Source organism: Thermodesulfobacteriota bacterium (assembly GCA_035559815.1).
Classification (GTDB): Bacteria; Desulfobacterota_D; UBA1144; order Nemesobacterales; family CSP1-2; genus DATMAT01.
In genome coordinates, this window is sequence record DATMAT010000076.1 from 49,582 (window position 1) to 72,075 (window position 22,494).

Genomic DNA, 22,494 nt, shown 5'->3' on the forward strand with positions numbered 1-22,494 from the left:
CATGATTCAGGGAAATATTCCGATTCATTGGAACGATACCAAAAAAACAGGCCCCCCATAATCGAATCTAGCATATTCATTCCCGCTTTTTGATATACTTAGTGAAGCATAATATCACGCAATTTATAAAGACTGTATGGTGAGGTAATAGCCATGGGAAAATTAAAAATAAAATTACATTGCCTCAGGGCACTGATTTTAGCCTGCTTCTTGAGCTTAATTAGCTGTGATGACGGCCTTGAGCCCTTGATATTTGAAGACCCTATATTTTGTGATAGTGGCGCCATAGATATAAGGGAAGAGGGAGCAAACCTGATTATCAATGCCGATAACCAGGGCGATTGCATCAGGGCGGAGGGAACATGCATCGTCACCATAACCGCCGAGGATGTTATCTTAAACGGCTGCATCAAATGTATCGATGCCAGCGATGAAGCCGAGGTTGTATTGTCGGGGAAGTTCGAGGATGTAAGATGCACCTCAATCGAGGATGGAATTAGAGCTTCGGGCGATGCCGTTATCACACTCGTTGCCGGTGATGATGTTGTTATATCCTCAGGTCAAGGGAACGGCATCGTGGCGGAAAACGCATCTTTGGTTGAACTGATTGCCGCCGATAAATGCAGGATCGAAGCCGCCGGGAACGCCATTCTCGAGAGCGACACGGCAGAGGTTGATACCAGCGGCTGCAACGAGCCGATAATAGAGTGATGTGCGGGGAAAATGTGCTCGAATTTGAGTAATGCCATATGCAATACGGTTCTATCTATCTAATACATCTTCCCCGCGATTACTGCTATCTTATCCAGGAACCCCGCCAAACGGATTCCATTTCTCGGTCAGAAGTAGCATTCCGGGAATCAACAGCGTTAGAATAGACTCTATAATAAAGAGCCATCCCACGGTAGTAGCTATTCCCTTTCCCAGGGAAAGGGCCAGGAAGGCCAGAAGCACGAGGAGCGCCCATGCCAGGCAGAAAATAGCGAACCACAGACCGGCTGCTCCTAATCCGAAGAAATGGTAGGCGTACCAGAGGAACACGATAAACGCAAATAAGCAATACCAGCCGAGGCCCTTGGCGTCATATCCCTGCATAAAAATACCAGCTACCATGTAGTAAATGAGCGCAAAGACACACACCAAAGCTGTAGCAGCAGTCAACCCAAGCGTATGTAGTTTCCATGCCGCTATCGTGATAAGTACGCCTACACCCAGGTTTAGCACACCTATCTCCTTCGCCCCGGTCTTTCCGAGAAGGGTTACACCATTACCAAAAAACACAAAACCGACTAATAGCAAAACATAACCAAGCAAACCTTCTACTGGAACCATCTCTCTTACCTCCTCCTATAAGGAATATATTCTAATTACTACTTAATATTAAAACTCCCCATCCAAGCCATAATATATATATCGTCTAGCACATTTTACATATCGATGTCAAGAGAATTCTTTTTTGTGCTTACAGGGGGGCTTTTCTTTGAAAACAAATTATAGAGGGCAGAATACAGGGAAGATTAGGGTTTTAATCTATTTCCATATAATCAGAGGAGGTTAAGAACGATTGTTCATGTAATATATGAAACTCCTCAAATTCTGGCTTCAATTGTTAAAAGATGAGGTAAAATTAAAATATATAAAAACCTAGGCGGTGAGGTGGGGAAAATGAAGGGATTAGATATATTTCTTATTCTATTGAGCATAGTAAGTATAACGGCCGTGATACTGGCACTTAAGACCTCCATTTTTATACAGGATAAAGCAGACCGAGCCCACAAGGCTATATGCTTTCTAATCGCAGTCATCGGAGGATACATATTTGCAAGCCCACTGGGAGGGATAATGTTAGGTATAGCCAAGGAGTCGTTTGACACCGCATTAGCCGTCCATCGCAATCTTTTCAATCAAGAAAGAGGGCTCGATGCAACAAAGAGTCTAATATTTTGGTTCATAGGTGGATTTCTTGGAGCCTACGGGCTGGAAGAATTCCGGTACTGCGTGACTATTCTTTACTCCGCGGCATAGAAATAGCAGCTTAAAATTCGAATCGGGTTACCCCTGGATAAAGGTCGTTCCCCTTAGAAATAAACTTCTCACAGGAAATACATCTTCATGATTACATTTAACTTATATTCACAGCTTGCAACGGTAGTTACATAATTTTAAGGAAAAAATAATTAATCTTTGTAACTTTTCAATTCGTATCCCGATAAGGCGGATAAGTTTTCCTTTTGGATTTTCACGAGCATCGAAGAAAGGACGTAAAAGTTTCATAGCCTCATGCCGAAGCACGACTAGCGAGTTTGCCGGGCTATACAGAGTGTATGATCGGGTTTTTGTTTCAAAATCGGCAAAACGCACGGTAAGGGCCGCAGTACTAAAACTCGCAACCCTTCTTCTTTAAAATTCTTTATGACATCCTCGCACATTATTTCAAGGCGTTTTACAACAAAATTCAGGCTTCTGGTATCATACAAAAAAGTTTCTTCCCTTCCGATCGATTTAATCTCATAACTCTCGAGGATTGGTGATTCATCTCTGCCCCATATCTTTTCGTATAGCTCGCTGCTCCATTTCCCCATCAGACTTTCCAGTTCCTTTCGAGATAATTTTCTTAACTCTTCTATTTTTCTGACCTCCACGGCTAAAAATTTCTGCTCGGTTTTTGGACCGATTCCCGGTATCTTGCGAATCGGGAGGGGCGCCAGAAAAGCCTCAACCAGCTCAGTAGACGTTTTTTCGGCATCGGCACCCACAACCGTAAGTCCGTTTGGCTTTTGCATGTACGATGCGATCTTTGCGACAAGTTTATTCGGGCCGATGTCAATTGACGCTGTCAGATTCTCTTTTTCCTTGATTTCTTTTTTAATTATTTTGGAAATATCCACTACTTTTTGATATGATCCGGAGAAACTAAGATCGAAATAAGCTTCATCTATACTCACCTGTTCAATGCTGACTTAGCTCAATAATACTCAATTTGGCGGTTCCAAATCCTATTTTTCTCTGGCACAGAAGTAGAGAAAAAGGGTCAAGTCCGAATTATAAGGTTTTCTTTTTGTTTATTCCTTTTTCCCGTTACTATGCACAATTCAAGATAACTTGACCCCTCTTACTTAGAAAATCGGTCGATATTAGAGCACGATAGCAAAAGTTTAGAGAGCTTGGAACAGGAAGCCAAGACAGATCAAGGAGGTGATGAGGTAACTAATGGAAACAGCTAAGGTTTTTTGGTGGAGATGACGGGAATCGAACCCGCGACCTCTGCGTTGCGAACGCAGCGCTCTCCCAGTCTGAGCTACATCCCCACTAATAGATTTTCAGTGGTGCTAATGTGCTAATCAGGTAACAGTTATCGGAAAGTGTAAAGACCATAATGTTAGCAGTTATTATAATACACTCCTCAATAAAAACAAATTTCCAAGTACAAAGCCCTGAGATGATACCGTTGCTTAGCCCTATACCCAAAGTTTATAAATATTTGTACTCCACACCAAATACCACTTATCCGTTCATCTCGTCTTAACAAAAATTTAATCGGCGATTAATTAAAATCCTATAAGCTTTTTACCGTTTCACCTACCCTTTATCCCTCTTCCTCTCTACATTATGCCATTGGGAGCGCCTCAGACAGCGGAGGTGCTCCCCTCTTTAGACCAGCGAAAAAAACCCAAGAGCAATAAATTATAAAAGCCCGATTAAACATAGGCGTTTAGGTCACCTTGCCATTAGGCCTAACTTTCGGGAAAAAACATTGCGATGTTTGACAGTATTCACCACAAATAAGTATAATCGTAGATGATGGAAAAAGACGTACTGGAAACCGTGGTTGACTGGATTAAGGAATCACGACAAATCATCGTCCTTACCGGTCCGGAGCTTTCTGCAGAATCCGGGGTGCCCGATTTCTCCGACCCGAGAATTAATCCTAACATCAGAGAGTTTCGAGCCAGCAGGGACGTGAGGGCACAGTACTGGAGCAAGATAAAAGAAATTTACCCGGTGTTGGTAAAAGCCGAACCGAGCCCGGCACATTTGGCCCTGGCCGAACTGGAGATGCTGGGAAAGCTCGACTGCCTTCTAACTCAAACAACAGACGGCCTTCACCACCGTGCCGGAAGTACCTCGGTAATAGAGCTTCATAGCACAATGCTATGGATTACCTGCACGAGCTGCGGTAAGGACTACACAACTGATAAGATTTTATCCATGCTGGAGCGAGGAAAAGAAATACCCGAATGTGAGGTATGCGGCAAAGACATTTTGAAGCCCCCGATATCTTTTCCTGGACAACCGCTTCCTCATTGGGAAGTTAGAGAAGCGTGGATTAGACTTCGAAACTGTGACCTTCTACTAATCGTCGGCGCATCGCTCGATGTCCAACCCATTTCGTCATTCCCTACTCTGGCAAAAGAGACCGGGACCAAAGTGGTTATAATAAGCGAGAGAGAAGGTCCTTCCGATGATTACGTGGATGCGGTCATTTACGGAAAACCCAGCCAAGTGCTCCCCCACATTTTAAAGAAAATAAAAGAAGGAATTACTCTAGCCTGACTCTTAGCCGTCTATTGTAAACCGTATTGGTCTCTTATATTCTTTAACATAACTTTTATTTTTAGATTCAAATCTTGAAGATCATCAAAGATGACATTACGAAGAAAAAAGCCAAAACGCTATCTTACGAACGAATTAGAGCCTATAGGAGCATGTGATGCCCGAGGAAAAAGGTTTAACCACAAATGTGATTAAAAATTACGTATCCAATTTGGATAGGGATATCTATACCGTGGCCAACCTGCCCGAAGAAGTTATAGCGGTGATATTCGCATACGTCAGCAGAAGCCCTAAAAGCTTCAGGGATAACATAGAAACCGTTATAAAGGAGGAGCAGCTTGGACAGGAGAGGGCCGCCAAATTCCACGAGAAGTGGGTCCTAAACTACGGCCATGCATCCGTCGCCGAACACGCCGCCGTCCACTTAGGCGTTGAGAGGGTATCTCGTCTTTTTTCATCTCTCCTGGAGTTATCCAATGAGTATTTATCTTTCACCGAGTATTCCCAGAGATACCAGAAACCGCAGAAAGGGGATTTCTATGTTCCTGAAGAGCTTAAGGATAAACCTTCATTGCTCGAAGAGTACATAGAATTAAACAACTACTTGTACGGTACATACGTTCAGATAAACGACAAGCTCTACGATTATCTAAAGCGAAACGTTGCAGTTCCAAAAGGAGGAGACGAAAAAGCGCACCTTAGAGCTTTGGAGAAAATCGCCTTCGAAGATGCCCGGTATGCCTTAAGTCTTGCCACTTATACCAACTTGGGAATGACCGCAAACGCTAGAGCTATCGAAGACTCCCTAACCAAGCTTCTTTCGAACAAGTACCCGGAAGCTAGAAGAAAGGCAGAAGAAATTAAGAAGGAAGTAACGTTTTCCGTCCCCACCCTGGTCAAATACGCTAATGAAAATAAATATATCAAGGGAACTGGAGAAGAGCTTGAGCGTATAACCCACTCCATCTTTACCCCAAAGAATCGGGACCTGTCCAATCAAAACCCCGGGGTAAGGCTCATTGATTGGACCGGTAGTGGCACATCCGACCCGGAGAAATCGGCAATAGATAAAATGGTAAATGCAATCCTTTTTGAGTATTCAGACCTGGGATATGATCATATCGAGAAGGAAGCCGGGAACAAAGATTTAGAGAATAAATTGATGATAGTCAAAAAAGCGATAGAGAGGCTTGGCAAACATGATAATCCGATAAATGTTTTTAAGCTGATAAACTACGAGGCTGAGTTTGTCATAAGCGAGGCTTGCTGGCACCAACTTCTGAGGCATCGGAAGGTAAATTGGATTACCCAGGAGCCGAGTGTCTCAAATGGGATTACGGTTCCGCCAAATGTAGAACAGGCAGGGTCTGAAGAATTGCTTAGAGAAGCAACGCAGAAAAGCGAGTTATTTTATGACAAACTCATGAATGAAAACCTGCCGTTGGTTGCAAGCTATGTTGTTACAAACGCCCACAACAGGCGGGTTATCGGAAGCTTCGACCTGTGGGAACTATATCACCTTACCAACCTCCGAATGTCCGAAGGCGCACAGTGGGACATCAAAAATATAGTGGGAATGCTAGCCAAAGAAATAAGCAAACACCATCCCAACCTCGTCGCCCCGGCGTTGAGGAGGGTTATTGGATAACAAATATTGAAAAAAAGAAAGAAAAAGATAAGAGGAAAATACTTAAGTTTAGATGAAAAAACAAATGCACTAGATTATTTAAAACGAGCTTATGATTTCATTCGCCAAGTTGAGACAGATGTTTTCGCCTGGAAATGGGTAATTATTTCCCTACATGGAGCTTTGTACGGCTTTGCAATTCGTGCTTGTGCTGGTAGTAATCCAGATTATGTAGCTCCTGTGACAAAGAAGGGTAAAAACAAAGGTGAACGTCATCTTATTAGCTTGAATAAAGCCTTGGAGTTATGTCAAAACACTAGATGGATGCGTATGTTCGTACACAGTAAGTACCTTCAATTATCAGAACGGCAGAAAGAATCTATTAAATGGCTTAAAGACAAATTCAGAAATGAGTTTGAACATTTTTCACCTAAAGGTTGGTTTATTGAACTTCATGGTATGCCACAGATAATAATCGATGTTTTAGATGTTGTTCGTTTTCTTGCGTTAGATACTGGAAATTTCTTTCTCATTCCAAGTCAACAGAAAAAGGTAAAATCCATTATCTTTCAAAGCAAAAGAATTCTAATGCAAAGTAAGCTTTATAAAGAAACTGAAGAGTTAGATCAACGCAGTAATATGTAACACATTGAACTGTACGCCGAAGTTTATAGTATTTTTGATGCATGCTCCTTTGACCCCAAAGGAGCATGCTTTTGGGATTAATGTTTTGTATGTTCCGGGATCAGGAGCATTTGCCAGAGGGTTAACATTACTTCCTCGTCTTCGGTGAGGGTCAGTTGTTTGCCAGTTACCACTCTCTCATTAAACTTCTTGACAAACCCCTGTAAATCATCGAAGGTTACCTTGATCGGCGCTTTCAGGGAATCAGTAAATTCAATTCTAAATCCGTCCTCTATCTGTGTTGCTACGTAATCGTTATTTGGTCTGTTCATATATTTACCTCCTAATAATCCTAAGATAATCACGGGAAGCAGGTTTTAAAGGGGGAAGCTCGCTTCGGCGACAAAATAATTCTAATCCTAAACGACCAACAGCAGGAGACGCAAAATTTTGCGTCTCTACACAACGTTAACACCGCCATTGACTCCCTACGGCCATGGAAATGGCGATTTTTTGGTATTTACACTCAAACATAGATTGAGGCATCTTGACAAAATAATTGTCATTATGGTAATTTACTTGTCATATAGCCGAATAGCAATTCATTTCGATAACACCCTTTAGGAGGAAAGAAATGAAGGAAATAGAAACAATCGAGTCCGACACCGGAGTTAATAGACAAGCACTATCAGCCTTATATTCAGTGATTGACGAGACTAGGGCTTTGTTCCACCGTATGCGTGCAGCAGCGGAAGAGCTTCACGGTCAAGGTGAGTTATCAGGCGGAAGAAGAGGTGTTTTAAGAGACCTCGACCGTTTGGGACCCCAGACGGTTCCGCAGATGGCACGTTCTCGCCCGGTTAGCCGCCAGCACATCCAGGGAATTGTCAACCAGCTTGCCGAAGAGGGTTATGTTGAATTCATCGAAAACCCCGCTCACAAGCGATCCCATCTAGTAACTTTGACCGAAAAGGGGAAAGAACTTGTTAGCGCTATGAACCACAGGGAAGAAAAAATTCTATCTCAACTGGAAGTAAATATTTCAGAGAGTGACATGAAGATTGCGGCCAATGTTCTAAGATCCCTACGAGAGTTATTCGAAAGCAGTCAATGGAAACGGCTAATCAAGGGCGTCAACAAAAAGTAAAAGCAAGGAGGTAGAGCTTCCATGAAATGTATGCAAGGTTTTCGTCGACAATTTGGCCAACCCAGAGGATTTTGGGGAAGCCTGGCCGGAGTGATTATGGCCTACACGAACCGGGAACGAAACCGATGGGTCATCTCATTACTCGACATAAAGCGAAGCAATAGGGTGCTGGAAATCGGTTTCGGCCCAGGATTGGCGATAGAGCTAATCAGCAAGACTGCACTAGATGGTTTCATTGCCGGAATCGACCATTCCGAGGTGATGATCAGGCAAGCTTCGAAGCGGAATGCCGAAGCAATAAGAGTGGGAAGAGTAGATTTGCGGCTTGGGTCCGTTTCAAATTTCCCACAGTTCGACGAGCCTTTTGATAGGATAATCAGCATCAACTCGATCCAGTTCTGGGATAACCCAGTTGAAAGCTTAAAGGGACTTTGGAATATGCTGAAACCAGGAGGCTTGATCGCCATTGCGCTTCAGCCGAGACATCCGGGGGCAACGGAGGAAGACGTCCGGGACGCAGGAAAAGAAATTTCCACATTCTTGGAAAAATCCGGATTCTCAGAGATTAGATTAGAGACAAAAAAGATGAGGCCCGTGTCTACCGTATGTGTGATTGGTTATAAGGGAACTGGCACGATTATGAATTGATGAGGTTAGTATAGGTTTAAACCTTCACCCACATTAAAGACTGGATTCCCGCTCTCGCGGGAATGACTTAGTAGTGTATCTCTGAAGTGATTCTGTTTTCTCAAGTCTAAATTTGGTAGTATGCATATAAACTACATTTGAAGTTTATAGAAGGCTATGTCCCTTACTAAGTGTGAAGAATGCGGATACGAGATTACCCCGAAGACGGATACTTGCCCTATGTGCGGAGAGTCTATAAATAGGGGAGGAAGCGCATTAAAGAGGCTAATATTCAGGCTTATTCTTATTTTGCTGATTCTTTATATTTTTCTTACCTCGGTGAGAATGTTTAATTGGTGAGGTTTAATTTATCTTGACTATCCCATTCCCATCTAAGATACTTTCCTGAATGAATGATTACCCCTCCTTCTTCAGCCTTATCAGAGGTGAAATCTACTCCGTCTTCGAGCTTACGACCAGGATTAAAGAAATAATAGAAGGGGAAATAGGATACGACTATGTCTGGGTGTCAGGAGAGATTTCAAACTTTAGGGACGCCTACGCCAGCGGGCACTGGTATTTCTCCCTCAAAGACGATTACAGCCAAATCTCCGCCGTATGCTTTAAAGGGTCAAACCAATACATAAAATTCAAGCCGGAAAACGGGATGGAGGTTATATGCTGCGGGCAGATAGGCGTGTACGAAAAGCAGGGAATATATCAGATAAACGTCCGGTACATAGAGCCAAAGGGAATCGGCGCACAGGCCCTGGCACTTGAGCAGTTAAAAGAGAAGCTTCTTGCCGAGGGCCTGTTTGACCAGGCGAGAAAACGGTCCATACCTTTTCTCCCTCAAAAGATAGGGGTGGTTACTTCCCCGTCAGGAGCAGCAATAAGAGACATCCTTAAGGTACTAGACCGGAGATTCCCGAACCTGGAGATACTTATTTCCCCGACCCGGGTTCAGGGGGAAGAAGCACCGGCTGAGATAGTAAAAGGCCTAAGAAGGCTATATAAAATCGAGGGGCTCGATTTAATCATCCTGGCTAGAGGCGGCGGCTCAAAAGAAGACCTCTGGGCTTTCAACGAGGAAGCGGTGGCCCGGGAGATCGTTAAATCTCCTGTCCCGGTAATTTCTGCCGTGGGGCACGAAATTGATATTACCATTTCTGACCTGGTAGCAGACCTGAGGGTCGCTACACCTTCCATGGCTGCCGAAGTTGCGGTTATGGAAAAAGATAAGCTAGCTCAGGAATTGATGGGCCTGAATGAAAGAATGGCTATTGCGTTGAGAAAACTCATGGAACTCCGCAGAAAGGACGTCTCCCAGTTACAGCATGATATAACCAGGTCAATAAGAATAAAACTCGACTCCGCAGGCTTAGGTCTTCAGGCGTTATCCGGCAAGTTGGATGCCCTAAGCCCACTCAAGGTGCTCGAACGAGGCTACAGCATCACCCAGATGCTCCCTTCTATGAGGGTCATAAGGGAATCAAAGGAACTCCAATCTGGAGATCAGGTTCTCATAAGGTTCCACAGCGGAAAAGCACGATGCTCCGTAGAAGAAACCGAGGACTAAATACTCTCTCTCACTTACGCAGTAAGATGTAAGGACCGCATATATGCGTTCCTTGCAGTTTAATATAGAGAATAAAACCTAGTGCCTGAGAAAATGCAGCTAGACTTAAAGCTCACCGAGTTTATTCAACTCAGGAACCTCAACAATAGACGCTCCTGATTTGGAAAAGAGGCTTTTTATTCGGTCTTCGGGTGGAGCATCGGTCAGAACATATTTTATTCTATTTCCCAAATCCCTTCTCAGTTTTTCGCTCCCCGATTTTTTTCCGGCGTCGGATAAAACCCTTGAACATATATCTTCAAGGCCGTCTCTGGTTTCAAAAAGGACAGTCGGTTTTACTTCAAGAATATCCTCGAAAAAGTCCTCTCTTGTTTCCGCCATAACTATCCGAGAGCCCATGTAGAGGGCCAGATAATTTATGAATTTCTCGAAGGGGCTGGCCGATGTCAGGCAGGAAAAGGATTGGTCTTCTTCCCCGATGAATGGATACGTCTTGGCCATGAGGTGTAACGCTTCAATCAAATCCAAATGGGCAACCTTTTTCTCATTCACTTTCCCATTCAAGCCGGGATCATAGAAAATTACAGCCGGGGAATCTGGTGAAACGCTTTCTGAGGTTGTGGTCAAACTGTCTTCAAGCTGTCTTCTCTTAAGTAGTCCGAATTTAAGAACGCTTGCATACGGTATAATCCTATCGTCTTTACCAAGGTCGTTATACGAGAAAACGATAATCTTCCCCAAGTCCGGAAAGCTATTGAAGAAAGTTATAACCCTATTAGCTATGGCCGCATCCGCAGTGAAGATAAATTTTATCCTCACCCCCTTAGCAAGCTCTTCTATTATTCTTTCTAAAAGCTCATCCCCCTCCATGGGGATCGCCACCCCGCCCAGGAAACAAACTGCCACCTCGGCAAACAAGCATTCCATCCGGTTGGGTGAAACCATGATGGCCGCATCTCCAGGCCCAAAACCAAGGTCCAGGAGGAAGGAAGCTATGCTTTTAACATCCCTCTCAAAATCAAGCCAGGTTATCTGTTTCCAGCTCCAGCCGTCCCTTCGTTGAAAGAGGATCTTGCTCTGGTATTTTTTGATTCGGTTTGTGATAAGAGCCGGTATAGTTTTCTCGATATTCATATATAATTCTTCCACTTCGTTAAGTTGACTTTAGTCAGGTAAATTATCTCATTAATTTAGGGTCAGACCTGTAGCTTTCTTCTCATTGCCAGGGATAATGAATTAAGTAAAGACACATGGCCTTTGGGACCGGAGATTAATTCACTCGCCACGGTGTTTATGAAAAGCTATAGATTAAGCAATAATATACATTAAAACGCCTTTTTGAAAACCATGGCTATCGTACACAAACTAAAACCTTTTACCGGCGAATTGCTTCTCTCGGCAAAAAGCATAGTCGAACGTCTAAGAGAATCCGGTTATAGAGCGTTCTTCGTCGGGGGGTGTGTAAGGGATATGGTTATGAAAATTCCGCCTGAGGAATACGATATCACCACAAGCGCCAAGCCCGATGAGATAATGAAGATTTTCCCGAATACGGTGCCGGTGGGGGCAAATTTCGGTGTCATCTTAGTGCTGGAAGATAAGCATAAATTCGAGGTGGCCACATTCAGGAGGGATGAAAGCTACTCCGACGGCAGGCACCCCGACCGGGTTATCTACAGCGGCGACGAGCGCGAGGACGTCCTTAGAAGGGATTTCACCATAAACGGTATGCTCTACGACCCGCTGACCGAGGAAGTAATCGATTACGTCGGGGGCATCGAGGATTTAAGAAATCGAGTGATTAGGACAATTGGAAATCCTAAAGACAGATTCAATGAAGACAAGCTCCGCATGATGCGGGCAGTGCGATTTGCTGCCAGGTTTAGCTACAAACTAGATGAAGATACGATCAAGGCGATTTATGAATTGGCCCCGTTAATCTCCCAGGTGAGTGCCGAGAGAGTGAGGGACGAGGTGGTTAAGATCATATCCCAGGAAAACCCCGGTCTTGGACTAAGACTATTGAGAGAAACCGGTCTTTTGAAGCACATTCTTCCGGAAATCGACAACATGCACGGGGTACCCCAGCCCCCGGAGTTTCATCCGGAAGGGGATGTATTCACGCACACCTGCTTAGTACTGGACAAGTTATTTGAAATCACCAAAGGAAAGCCCTCGCCCGAGCTTGCCCTGGGGGGGCTTTTTCACGACGTGGGGAAGCCGATTACCCTAACGGTCACCGATAGGATCAGGTTTAACGGGCACGATAAAATCGGTGCGGAAATGACAAAGAAGATTTGCAAAAAACTCCGGTTTTCTAACAAGCAAATCGAGAGGATAGTTTCCCTGGTGAGAGAGCATCTGAGATTTAAGGACGTTTTTAGGATGAGGGAAAGCACACTAAAACGTTTTCTGGGCATTCCATGCTTTGAAGACCATCTTACGCTTCACCTGGCAGACTGCCTGGCCAGCCACGGCTCCACCGATGTGTATGATTTCATGAAGAAAAAGCTCGAAGAATTAAAACAAGAAGAGATCAAACCAAGACCGATTCTGAACGGGTACGACCTGATCGAAATGGGATACGCACCCGGTCCTATCTTCTCCAGCATCCTAGACTCATTGGAGGAAGCTCAGTTGGAAGGTACGGTCAAAGATAAAGAGCAGGCAAAAAGATTTGTACAGGAAAGATTCCCAATTTAATGCAGAAGCTGGCCCGAACACAAAACGCTTTATTCGGGTCAATACTGAGCCATTCTGGATTAGATACCAGATAAGAGTAGCCCACCAAGAGCTTTGACTTATAACTCCAGTCCTAACCAATTTAAAGTTACCTGATTGCCAGATAACTTATCCCCGCTAGAACCAATACCCAAGTCGACAACAAAGAAGCTACAAAGGACGAAGTCTCTAGTTCCCTATTGTAAGCTTGTATAGCTAAGCGGTTGCCGATAACCCAATAAAAAGCAGAAAGCACTATATTCAAGAATAGGATTAAGGATTCGTTGAACCTTCCTATGCTGGCGTGGGACGCCTTGGCCAGAGCAGGGATATTAAAGAGGACGCTGTAGAGAAGGGTAGAAAATACAAATAACGTAACTATGGACCTCAAAAGGTTTGACAATTTAGAATTCGCGGCCTCGCTCAATTTGAAAGCAACTATCTGAACGCCCGTGAATAAAGCTATGGGCAGATAGAGAATCCCTGAGATTATAAAATCCCTCGAAGAATAGTTGGCCAAATTATTAAGCCCTATGACTAGCCCAATCGAAGTTATCAAACTGGCCAATAAGCCAATACCAAAACCAAACTTTAGAGAGCTTACTCTTAATGCAGTAAGCCTTTCTTTATTTTCTTCTAAAACCAGCGTGCTGCAGTCGGCACAGTTTTGCATATGTTCTTCAAAAAAGGCCTGTTCAATCCTGGTCAGCTTTCTGCTTAGCCATCTGCTATAAAGTTCTTCTGTATACTCACACATTTGCATCTCTCCTTTTCAAGTTGTACTATCTGCAATCCAGATGCCAATAGTATTTGTAATCTTTACAGTATATTATGGACGTGGCTAGGATATAGCCAGTGTAGGATGCCTTATTTCCTGACAACCCTTAAAACTCGCGGTATTTATTTCGGTAAGCTTAATCATAACTTATTATTGCTCCTCGACTATTCTGAAAACATCCTTCTTTATATTCCAGGGGTCTTTGCTGAAACGTCTAATGACCAGCCTTGTGTTATCCGCCTTTTCGACGAAATCTCCCATGTGAATGTTTAACATTCCGAATGAAGTCCATATTCTGAGTAAAAGACTGTTCCCTTCCTCGAACAGCTCAGCACCGCCAAAGACATGTGTACCCTCTTCCCGGATCATGCCATTAGGCAGGACACTTAGCTTTTTTATAGTCTTGTTTTCCCATTCCATCATTAAAGTTTTCAACCGGATGAAATCGTCTTTTTGTGACAACCGAAGATTTCTTATCTCAACCTTTTCCTCATTCATATCTTCCCTGAGGAATTTTACATTACACCATATTCTTTATTTTCAGGCCCTCGGCTAATCGACTCCGGATTCAAAAGGTTTATTGCTAATTAAGCTAAAACCCAATAGGCAGAATAAATATAAACGGGTTCCTCACTTTTTCAATCCCTAATGTGTAAGGTTACTCGTAATCAGATTCAAAACTCAAGTGATCTCGGCGGATTATAAGCATTTTAGACAATAAAAAAATTTCTATTGCAATGGACAGCCAGTCTTTGATATAATAGGGTTTTAGGGAGGGATAAAACATGACACACCCGATTTTAACCCAAGCCGCAAACTGGGAGAGTATTTCCTCAGTATGCCTGCAACACCTTTCCCATCTTCCTATATTTCTTTTTATAGTTATAGTAGCCGCTTTTGTATTCCTACCTTTCCTCCTCTACGGCTCTGCTTACGCTATCTATAGAATAAACCAGTCCCTAACCTCCAAGGCAAGACAGGAATTTGGGTGTCCGACCTGCGGCGAATCAGTAAAAATCGAATGGGATTTTTGTCCTAAGTGTGGCGCGGAGATTTACCTACCGGCATATCCGGCAACCTTGAACGAAGTAATAATCGAGGATAGACCGTATAACACGGAATTACCCGTCCACATGCCTAATTTGCTGCAATTACCTAATATCGATAGGGTAGTTACGATAAAAAGCAAAAATTAGCTATAGACGGAGCTTCGGTAAGGTTCGATTAAAACTAGCTCAGGCTTATGAGCGACGCTCGCTTTGGTGACTATAGAGAAACAAAGTATTAATTATATATAGCCTCATCAAAGTCCGGAGAAATATACCATTTCCCTCCCCTTAAGATCCAAGTATCTTCAAGAAGGATAGTCTTTTCGGAAACCGAAGGATATTTATAATAATTTACTAACACCCTGACCATGCTTTTATCCTCATCCCCCTCGAAAAAAATAACCTCTTTTATTTGATAGCTCGTAATATTCAGGTTGTCCTGCGATTTCACTATCAGCTCTTCAAATTTATACCTTTTTTCTTCATCTACGAAAGCCGAAGCCCTATCATAGTATTTCCACATGAGCATGTTGTAATAAAAAGAAGCGGTCTTATTTAGTGAATCTTCGCGCTTGCCGAAAAGCCCAGAGGCTAGGCATCCGGAGAGCAGAATTACTGCAAAGAGCAATAAAAAGCCATTCTTGATCACTTTGACCTATGTCCCAAAAAATGAAGAAAGAGTAGGAACAAACCATGCGCCTTCGAGAAAATTCACATGAATTGTCCTACTCCGCTCGGTTGTTAAATTTTCGCCTGTAACAAGAATGTTATAGCCAGGGCGTATATAACCAGAGACTCGATCAGAGCAAGACCGATGATCATAGGGGTCTGAATTCGAGGAGCGGCGGCTGGATTTCTGGCGATACCGCTTACCGCAGCAGCGACCGCACGTCCCTGTCCTAAACCGCCGATACCGGCGGCAACACCTATTCCCAAACCAGCGCCAATGGCCAGCCCGAACTTGGCTAATTCTCCCAGATGGCCTTCGGCCTCGGCGGCTTCCTGGGCTAATACCTCAGGGACAAAAGCAGCGAGAACTGCAACCCCGACCATCATTAACAATGTAAGAACCCGTCTCATTTCTTACCTCCTTTTGGTTGATAGTTTTTTGTCATAGTTTCTAATGAACCGCCATGATAAAATTATTAATGCTCGTGCTCGTGGGCTACCGAGAGTGCTATATATATGGCGGAGAGCACCGTAAAAATAAAAGCCTGAAGAAAGGATACAAACAGTCCAAGGGCTATGAATACCGCCGGGATTATGAAATGGGTGAGGTTGGTAAAAATTCCGAGGACTAAGTGGTCTCCGGTCATGTTCCAAAAAAGCCTCAATGAAAGTGACAGTGGACGCACCAAGTGACTGATAATCTCGATGATGATCATGAGCGGCGCTATGTAAATCATCGGACCCATGAAATGTTTCAAATAACCGATACCGTTCTCCTTAAAACCGTAGAAATTATACATAACAAATATTACTAGAGCGCAGGCAATGGTGGTATTAAAGTTTCCTGTAGGTGGAAGGAAGCCTGGGACTAGTCCCAGAATGTTTGCAAAAAGGATGAAGAAAAAAGCGGAGCCAAGAAGAGGGAAGTATTTCTTAGCCTTTTCTCTAGAACCCATCATGCTGGTAAAAAGGTCGAGCAGAAAGTCCAAGGTCAAGATTTCAAAAACATTCCTCAGTGAGAATTTCTCGTCTGGGAGTACGGAGTCTTTCCCGGTGAGATTATTCTTTATCTTTAAAGCGGCGAAGGTTAAAAAGAGAAGGACCAGAATAGCACCTAGAACATGGTCATATTTTCCCAACCCCATCAGGGTAAACCAACTAAAGTGTTCCATTTTTCTTTCCTCTTAAGTTTTCTCCGATTATAACTATTACCACCGCGGTGACCCCTATCAAAAACCCGTAAATATTTATCTTCGTGAATAAAAAAAGTGAAACGACGATTCCCACGAGTATCAACGTTTTAACCATGAGTATGAATATCCCAAAACCTCGGGAATGAGCACCCCCGATAAGAACACCCACTATTAGTTTTGTGGCTAAGAAACTGGCGACAACCAGGACTCCACCAACTGCGGCTCCCACGGCCATCTCCCAAAAACCGAGCAGCGCATTCACCGCCAAAAGAATCCCGGTGACGATTAAACCGCTCACTTCTACTCTACTTAGCGCCAGCGTCTTGGCCAGGCTCATCGCTCTCGTCGTCATTTTTTCTCTTCATCAACCTTATCAATAGACTGAACCCGGATATTACCCCAGCTATCAACCCGACAATTGTGAAAACAGGTGTCTTTGTCCCAACCCACTTATCGACATAATGCCCCAATATCAAGCCCGCTATTATCGAAGCGGCCAAATGTGTCCCTACCGCAAAATATATGGCCCATCCTAAGTCCTTTCTCCCCTTAACCTTAGCTCGCCTCCGCTCGATGTTTTATACTCCTTAAGGCCTTGTAAGCAGCCTTAAGGGTTATTTCTATATCTTTCTCAGTATGGGCAAGGGATAGAAATACGGCCTCAAACTGAGAAGGCGGAAACATAATACCAGTGCTCAACAGGTTTTTAAAGAACCGGGAATACATCTTTGTATCCGAGGTAAGTGCCGATTCATAATCAATTACCTCCCGGTCTGTGAAAAATAAAGTGAACATCGACCCCACCGAGTTTATCCTAGCTTTAATTCCCAGTTTTTTCATGATCTCTCCGAGCCCGTAGGTCAGTTCTCTAGTTAGTTCATTCAGTCTCTTGTAAGTTCCCTTCCCTCTTAGTTCGGTTATTGTTGCCACCCCCGCGGACATGGCTAACGGATTACCGGAGAGTGTGCCGGCATGATAAACAGGGCCGATAGGGGCAATCAGGTTCATGATTTCTCTTTTTCCTCCGTAGGCGCCGACCGGCAGCCCACCCCCTATTATTTTTCCAAGGCAGGTAAGGTCGGGCGTAACCCCGTATGTTCTCTGTGCCCCGCCTAGACCTAGTCTAAAACCGGTGATAACCTCGTCAAAAATAAGAACCGCTCCATAGTCTGAGGCTATCTTTCTCAACCCTTGTAAGAACCCCTCTATTGGCGGAACGACTCCCATATTAGCCGCAACCGGTTCCAGAATAACACATGCGATTTTATTCCCGTGTCTAGAAAAAAGATCTTTCACGGATTTAATGTCATTATACTTGGCGAGTAGTGTCTTTTCTGTAAACGCCTCCGGAACACCGGGACTGCTTGGTGTTCCAAATGTCGTTGCACCGGAGCCAGCCTTGACCAGAAGGTAATCGGCATGACCATGATAACATCCCTCAAACTTAACAATTAAGTCCCGTCCAGTATAGGCTCGGGCAACACGAATCGCACTCATGGTAGCTTCCGTGCCGGAGCTAGTCATCCTTATCATCTCAATGGAGGGATAGGACTTGATTACCAGGCTTGCCAGCTCCACTTCCTTTTCACAAGGCGCCCCATAACTGGTGCCATTTTCCGCTGCTCTCTTTATTTCCCTAACCACGCGGGGATGGGCATGGCCCAAGACAAGCGGCCCCCAGGAAGCGATGTAGTCGATATATTTGTTTCCGTCCTCGTCATAAACCCTAGCTCCTTTGCCCTTCGAGATAAAGACGGGGGTGCCCCCAACTGCCCTAAAAGAGCGAACCGGGCTGTTTACACCGCCGGGCATAATGCGCTCTGCAGCTTTATACAGCTTTCTTGATTTCTTTATTTGGAATGTCATTTACTAACTTGGATGGGTAGTTAAGCCAGAAATAGTTAACATGATACACCAATACTGTCAAACCTCTACCGCAAAACATAATGTGAAGAAATAAGCCGGATAATGGGATGGGAAAGAAGCGATTGCTTCTTTCCCATAATATAATTTTTCTACTCTAAATTAATAACTACTTTTATAGAGTAGGTTTGCTCTCCTCGTTAAACTTGAAGAAAATCCTTGCTCCTGGCATTGCCCCTGGCTGTACCGGAATGAATTGAGACCTTCTGTTAAGCTGATATGCTTCTTCGGTAGTACCCGCAGCAAATTTTGAAGTCTCACCCTTTCCTATGGCTTGTATCCTGTTAGGATCAACCCCTAGCTGAACCAGGTACGCTTTTGTAGCATCTGCCCTTCTCTGGGCGAGCCTTAAGTTATACTCCGGCGTACCTCTTATGTCTGCATATCCCTCGATTACGACGGTAACGTCCGGGTTGTTCTTCAGAACCTCGGCGTTCTGCTGAAGCACCGGCTCTGCATCAGGTCTAATATTGGACTTATCAAAATCAAAGAATATATCGTTAAGGGCAACCTCACCCATGGTCTCAGGGGGAGGAGGAACTTCTACTTGTTGACATTTTGCTCTGGCCTCATCAGCCTTTGCCTTAGCGTCAATAAGAAGCCTGCGGGCCTCTAGCTCGCTACAGAACTCACCAGCAAGAGCTTTACCCCGTGCCAGAGCACTTTCAGCCGCCGCACATTCCTCGGGTGCACAGGCTGGGCATCCAGCTTCCTTCGCCGCCGCAACCGCTGCCTCGGCATCAGCGAGCTCCTGGGTCGGGGGAGGGGTAGCACAACTAGCAAAATAAAGTAACGCAAGAACCAAAACGGGAAAAACTAGAAGAAGTTTATCCCTTTTCATTTTACTGTACCTCCTTTAAGATTATTTACTCTCTATAATAATATTTTTAACGCTTTACTGCAAGTTCCCGTAATTTTTCCCTGGCTATTCTAGCCTCTTCCGAGTTTGGGTATTTATCGATCAAAGTCTGAAGAAATAGCTTTGCTTCCTCATTTCTTCCGATATTTATCAACGAAAGACCTTGTTTCAAATATGAAAGCGGCACCCTGTTATCCTTGGGATACGTATCAATGAACCTCTGAAATTCTAGTATGGACTCCTCGAATTTCCCCTCTCTATAATAAGACTCCGCTATCCAGTACTGTGCATCCGCAACCTGAGCGGAATTGGGATAACCGGCCATGAATTGTTTGAATTGATTCCTAGCCTCTATGTAATTCCCTTCAGCCAAATTTTTATAAGCCTCTTCATATACCCGCGCCTCATACTGAAGAGCACTCGTTCCGGGACCGGTAAAACTCCCGCTGTGGCTGGGCGCCGGCACACTAGACATCGTCCTAGTTTCCAAGTTGTTTAAACGTTTAGTTAATTCTGAATAAGATTGCTCTAGCTCAGCCAAGCTCGCCTCTATTTCTGCTAATTGTTTCTCGTCACTACTACCACCAGCCAAAGACTGTTTTTTAAGCGATTCGACATCCTGATAAATCCGTTCAACCCTTGCTTCCAGCCGAGTTTGCCTCGCATATAATCCCTTCATATCGTCTGTTGTAGCCACACATCCTGTAAGCGGCATACTAAAAACACAAATACAAATGGACAAAAAAACAAACGTAAAATTCATCCACTATTACCCGGTAATGGCGAGGGCAACATGATAATGTACAGGAGTCAACTCCAGAATAGCTACCTTGAGTTGCATTAATGTAGCGTTTTCCTCCTCTACGCTCCTTCTCGCTCGAATTCTGATTGGTTCGACCTATTCGTATTAAACACTTACTCCAAGAGATTCTTACCTTATTTTAATTTCTAAGTCAAGAGATTTTTCAATTCCAACAAAAAACAATTTACCTAAACCACTCTCGAAATATCAACTGAAATACCCGTATTTTACTACCCTGAAACAAATAATTTTTTCTTAATTCTGTCCGATAGGCCAGTAAACATAGACAAGGCTTTAATCAACGGGTAACTTATTGTGATTGATGTTTCTGAATCGGCCCATCCGTTGATGTAAGCACTCAAATATAGATTTGACAGTCTGACAACTGCCAGTTAATTTAAACTACGTGGATGTATAAAGTCCACAATAATAGAACGGTTCCATAGACATGCAGGTGAGCAAAACCTTAGATTATGCAGTGAGGTCGCTAACATTCATGAGCAGGAAACCGATTAACCGATTCAGCATGAAAGAAATTGCCGAAAGCCAACATATTCCACTGAATTACTTAGCTAAGATTATGCGAAGATTGGTCAACAAAGGGCTAGTAAGATCGGTGGTCGGGCCAGAGGGTGGTTATGCCCTTCGCAAGTCCCCAAGCGAAATTAACCTGAAGGAGATATACGAGGCGATCGAGGGTGAGTTCAGGATGATTGATTGTATGGATAAGGATGCGATTTGTGCTCTATTCGAAACCTGCCCACAGTTACCCATTTGGGACAAACTGCAGGTCACCATGATCAAAACGCTGGAGAGCACCACTTTAGAGGACATGCTTAATCAGGATAGGATCAAAGCTGTCTAAACCGACAAACATAGGAGGTTTTTAATGAGTGTCGATTTCGATGAACTTACAAAACGAGAATACAAGTATGGGTTCGTCACCAAAATTGAGCAAGAAATTGCGCCCCGCGGCTTGAACGAAGAGATTATCCGATTAATATCCGCAAAGAAGAACGAGCCGGATTGGCTCTTAGAGTGGCGACTGAAGGCCTATCGGCATTGGCTTACTATGGAAGAGCCAAAGTGGCAAAACGTTCATTACCCGCCCATAGATTACCAGGCCATTAGTTATTATGCGGCTCCAAAACAAAAGGAAAAACCTAAAAGTTTAGATGAAATAGACCCCGAGCTTAGGGCAACATATGAGAAGCTGGGAATACCCTTGGAGGAGCAGAAGATGCTTGCTGGTGTCGCAGTAGACGCTGTCTTTGATAGCGTCTCTTTGATTACCACGTTCAAGGAAAAGCTGGCGGAGCTGGGTATTATATTCTGCTCAATATCCGAAGCGGTGCAAGAATACCCGGATTTAGTCAAAAAATACCTTGGATTTGTCGTACCCCACAATGATAACTTCTTTGCCGCCTTGAACTCCGCCGTGTTTACCGACGGGTCCTTTGTTTATGTCCCAAAAGGTGTTCGCTGCCCGATGGAATTATCCACTTATTTCCGAATAAACGCCGAGAACACCGGCCAATTTGAACGTACGTTGATCATTGCCGATGAAAACAGCTACGTGAGTTACCTGGAGGGATGCACCGCTCCCAAGCGCGATGAAAACCAGCTACACGCCGCTGTCGTAGAGCTAATCGCCCACGATAACGCTACTATCAAGTATTCCACTATTCAGAACTGGTATCCGGGTGATAAGGAGGGGAAAGGGGGTATTTACAATTTTGTCACAAAAAGAGGCCGGTGCATGGGCCGCAATTCCCATATCTCCTGGACCCAGGTGGAGACCGGGTCGGCCATCACCTGGAAGTACCCGAGTTGTATCCTGGAGGGTGACGACTCCGTCGGTGAATTCTACTCGGTAGCACTGACCAATAACCGTCAGCAGGCAGACACCGGTACAAAGATGATACACATAGGCAAGAACACCAGCAGCACCATCGTTTCCAAGGGCATTTCTGCCGGTTACGGCCAAAACACCTATCGGGGATTGGTCAAGATTGCAAAGAGTGCAACCGGGGCCCGCAACTATACCCAGTGCGATTCATTACTCATCGGAGACAAGTGCGGGGCTCATACCTTTCCATACATCGAGGTAAACAACTCTACGGCCAGGATGGAACATGAGGCCACTACATCTAAGATCGGGGAGGACCAGATATTCTACTGCCAGCAGCGTGGTCTTTCGGCCGAAGATGCGGTTTCTTTAATCGTAAACGGGTTCTGTAAGGAGGTATTCCGTGAACTGCCGTTCGAGTTCGCCGTCGAGGCGGAGAGGCTATTAAGCATTAGTCTTGAGGGTAGCGTCGGTTAAATTGTCAAATGATCCT

General features: G+C 44.2%; 26 protein-coding genes and 1 tRNA gene. 12 read left to right on the forward strand and 15 right to left on the reverse strand.

Translation table 11 applies throughout. The annotated features are described in order from the left end of the window. The first annotated feature begins 153 nt into the window (after positions 1–153). Complete coding sequence (locus VNN20_17100) at positions 154–711, forward strand: hypothetical protein (protein ID HWP93905.1); 558 nt, start codon at positions 154–156, stop codon at positions 709–711. Between the two features lie 90 nt (positions 712–801). On the opposite strand, the gene VNN20_17105 is transcribed toward VNN20_17100, so the two are convergent. Continuing rightward, positions 802–1,332, reverse strand: coding sequence for an AmiS/UreI family transporter (locus VNN20_17105; protein HWP93906.1), 531 nt, complete (start codon positions 1,330–1,332; stop codon positions 802–804). A gap of 333 nt (positions 1,333–1,665) precedes the next feature. Here VNN20_17105 and VNN20_17110 point away from each other — a divergent pair, with 333 nt between their 5' ends. Continuing rightward, positions 1,666–2,025 (forward strand): hypothetical protein, encoded by a 360-nt coding sequence (locus tag VNN20_17110; GenBank protein ID HWP93907.1) that lies wholly within the window; start codon positions 1,666–1,668, stop codon positions 2,023–2,025. Between the two features lie 269 nt (positions 2,026–2,294). On the opposite strand, the gene VNN20_17115 is transcribed toward VNN20_17110, so the two are convergent. Both VNN20_17115 and VNN20_17120 read right to left on the reverse strand, forming a co-directional pair. Continuing rightward, entirely contained in the window at positions 2,295–2,945 is a 651-nt protein-coding gene (locus VNN20_17115; protein HWP93908.1) for a hypothetical protein, read from the reverse strand. Positions 2,946–3,231: 286 nt separating this feature from the next. Continuing rightward, a tRNA-Ala gene (locus VNN20_17120) sits at positions 3,232–3,308 on the reverse strand. Positions 3,309–3,798: 490 nt separating this feature from the next. Here VNN20_17120 and VNN20_17125 point away from each other — a divergent pair. From VNN20_17125 to VNN20_17135, 3 genes are all read left to right on the forward strand, one after another. Continuing rightward, positions 3,799–4,554 (forward strand): NAD-dependent deacetylase, encoded by a 756-nt coding sequence (locus VNN20_17125; GenBank protein ID HWP93909.1) that lies wholly within the window; start codon positions 3,799–3,801, stop codon positions 4,552–4,554. Between the two features lie 157 nt (positions 4,555–4,711). Then, positions 4,712–6,202, forward strand: a complete 1,491-nt coding sequence (locus VNN20_17130) for an FAD-dependent thymidylate synthase (GenBank protein ID HWP93910.1) — start codon at positions 4,712–4,714, stop codon at positions 6,200–6,202. A gap of 6 nt (positions 6,203–6,208) precedes the next feature. Beyond that, entirely contained in the window at positions 6,209–6,826 is a 618-nt protein-coding gene (locus VNN20_17135; GenBank protein HWP93911.1) for a hypothetical protein, read from the forward strand. Between the two features lie 77 nt (positions 6,827–6,903). Here the strand turns inward: VNN20_17135 and VNN20_17140 are convergent, their stop codons facing one another. Next, positions 6,904–7,137, reverse strand: coding sequence for a hypothetical protein (locus tag VNN20_17140; protein HWP93912.1), 234 nt, complete (start codon positions 7,135–7,137; stop codon positions 6,904–6,906). A 302-nt stretch (positions 7,138–7,439) separates the two neighbouring features. On the opposite strand from VNN20_17140, the gene VNN20_17145 reads away from it, so the two are divergent. The 3 genes from VNN20_17145 to xseA all read left to right on the forward strand — a co-directional run bounded on the left by VNN20_17145 (position 7,440) and on the right by xseA (position 10,158). Beyond that, positions 7,440–7,952 (forward strand): MarR family transcriptional regulator, encoded by a 513-nt coding sequence (locus VNN20_17145; protein HWP93913.1) that lies wholly within the window; start codon positions 7,440–7,442, stop codon positions 7,950–7,952. 21 nt (positions 7,953–7,973) lie between these two features. Then, positions 7,974–8,600, forward strand: coding sequence for a class I SAM-dependent methyltransferase (locus tag VNN20_17150; GenBank protein HWP93914.1), 627 nt, complete (start codon positions 7,974–7,976; stop codon positions 8,598–8,600). Positions 8,601–8,988: 388 nt separating this feature from the next. Then, on the forward strand, positions 8,989–10,158 hold the full coding sequence (xseA, locus tag VNN20_17155; protein ID HWP93915.1) for an exodeoxyribonuclease VII large subunit: 1,170 nt from the start codon (positions 8,989–8,991) through the stop codon (positions 10,156–10,158). A gap of 105 nt (positions 10,159–10,263) precedes the next feature. Here the strand turns inward: xseA and VNN20_17160 are convergent, their stop codons facing one another. Beyond that, the gene (locus VNN20_17160; protein ID HWP93916.1) at positions 10,264–11,292 is read right to left on the reverse strand and encodes an AMP-binding protein; all 1,029 of its coding nucleotides are present in this window, start codon (positions 11,290–11,292) and stop codon (positions 10,264–10,266) included. Positions 11,293–11,505: 213 nt separating this feature from the next. Here VNN20_17160 and VNN20_17165 point away from each other — a divergent pair, with 213 nt between their 5' ends. Beyond that, positions 11,506–12,861, forward strand: a complete 1,356-nt coding sequence (locus VNN20_17165; protein HWP93917.1) for a CCA tRNA nucleotidyltransferase — start codon at positions 11,506–11,508, stop codon at positions 12,859–12,861. A gap of 127 nt (positions 12,862–12,988) precedes the next feature. Here VNN20_17165 and VNN20_17170 read toward each other — a convergent pair whose 3' ends face one another. Together VNN20_17170 and VNN20_17175 are read right to left on the reverse strand one after the other, a co-directional pair. Further along, entirely contained in the window at positions 12,989–13,636 is a 648-nt protein-coding gene (locus VNN20_17170) for a zf-HC2 domain-containing protein (protein ID HWP93918.1), read from the reverse strand. A 171-nt stretch (positions 13,637–13,807) separates the two neighbouring features. Further along, positions 13,808–14,155, reverse strand: coding sequence for a hypothetical protein (locus tag VNN20_17175; protein HWP93919.1), 348 nt, complete (start codon positions 14,153–14,155; stop codon positions 13,808–13,810). 287 nt (positions 14,156–14,442) lie between these two features. On the opposite strand from VNN20_17175, the gene VNN20_17180 reads away from it, so the two are divergent. Beyond that, on the forward strand, positions 14,443–14,853 hold the full coding sequence (locus VNN20_17180; protein HWP93920.1) for a zinc ribbon domain-containing protein: 411 nt from the start codon (positions 14,443–14,445) through the stop codon (positions 14,851–14,853). A gap of 88 nt (positions 14,854–14,941) precedes the next feature. Here the strand turns inward: VNN20_17180 and VNN20_17185 are convergent, their stop codons facing one another. The 8 genes from VNN20_17185 to ybgF all read right to left on the reverse strand — a co-directional run bounded on the left by VNN20_17185 (position 14,942) and on the right by ybgF (position 20,047). Then, positions 14,942–15,334: a hypothetical protein gene (locus VNN20_17185; GenBank protein ID HWP93921.1), complete on the reverse strand. Its 393-nt coding sequence runs from the start codon at positions 15,332–15,334 to the stop codon at positions 14,942–14,944. A gap of 113 nt (positions 15,335–15,447) precedes the next feature. Further along, entirely contained in the window at positions 15,448–15,786 is a 339-nt protein-coding gene (locus VNN20_17190; protein ID HWP93922.1) for an ATP synthase F0 subunit C, read from the reverse strand. A 65-nt stretch (positions 15,787–15,851) separates the two neighbouring features. Beyond that, on the reverse strand, positions 15,852–16,547 hold the full coding sequence (gene atpB / locus VNN20_17195) for a F0F1 ATP synthase subunit A (GenBank protein ID HWP93923.1): 696 nt from the start codon (positions 16,545–16,547) through the stop codon (positions 15,852–15,854). Further along, positions 16,534–16,920: a hypothetical protein gene (locus VNN20_17200; protein HWP93924.1), complete on the reverse strand. Its 387-nt coding sequence runs from the start codon at positions 16,918–16,920 to the stop codon at positions 16,534–16,536. The genes atpB and VNN20_17200 overlap by 14 nt, the downstream gene beginning before the upstream one ends. After that, positions 16,874–17,143: an AtpZ/AtpI family protein gene (locus VNN20_17205; protein HWP93925.1), complete on the reverse strand. Its 270-nt coding sequence runs from the start codon at positions 17,141–17,143 to the stop codon at positions 16,874–16,876. Before VNN20_17205 ends, VNN20_17200 begins: the two co-directional genes overlap by 47 nt. Further along, positions 17,124–18,434, reverse strand: a complete 1,311-nt coding sequence (hemL, locus tag VNN20_17210; protein HWP93926.1) for a glutamate-1-semialdehyde 2,1-aminomutase — start codon at positions 18,432–18,434, stop codon at positions 17,124–17,126. The genes VNN20_17205 and hemL overlap by 20 nt, the downstream gene beginning before the upstream one ends. A gap of 172 nt (positions 18,435–18,606) precedes the next feature. Beyond that, positions 18,607–19,332: an OmpA family protein gene (locus VNN20_17215; protein ID HWP93927.1), complete on the reverse strand. Its 726-nt coding sequence runs from the start codon at positions 19,330–19,332 to the stop codon at positions 18,607–18,609. A 46-nt stretch (positions 19,333–19,378) separates the two neighbouring features. Next, positions 19,379–20,047, reverse strand: coding sequence for a tol-pal system protein YbgF (gene ybgF, locus VNN20_17220; GenBank protein HWP93928.1), 669 nt, complete (start codon positions 20,045–20,047; stop codon positions 19,379–19,381). Between the two features lie 553 nt (positions 20,048–20,600). Between ybgF and VNN20_17225 the strand changes: the two genes are divergently transcribed. Together VNN20_17225 and sufB are read left to right on the forward strand one after the other, a co-directional pair. After that, positions 20,601–21,017, forward strand: coding sequence for an Rrf2 family transcriptional regulator (locus VNN20_17225; protein HWP93929.1), 417 nt, complete (start codon positions 20,601–20,603; stop codon positions 21,015–21,017). Positions 21,018–21,041: 24 nt separating this feature from the next. After that, entirely contained in the window at positions 21,042–22,478 is a 1,437-nt protein-coding gene (gene sufB, locus VNN20_17230) for a Fe-S cluster assembly protein SufB (protein HWP93930.1), read from the forward strand. Positions 22,479–22,494: the final 16 nt, after the last annotated feature.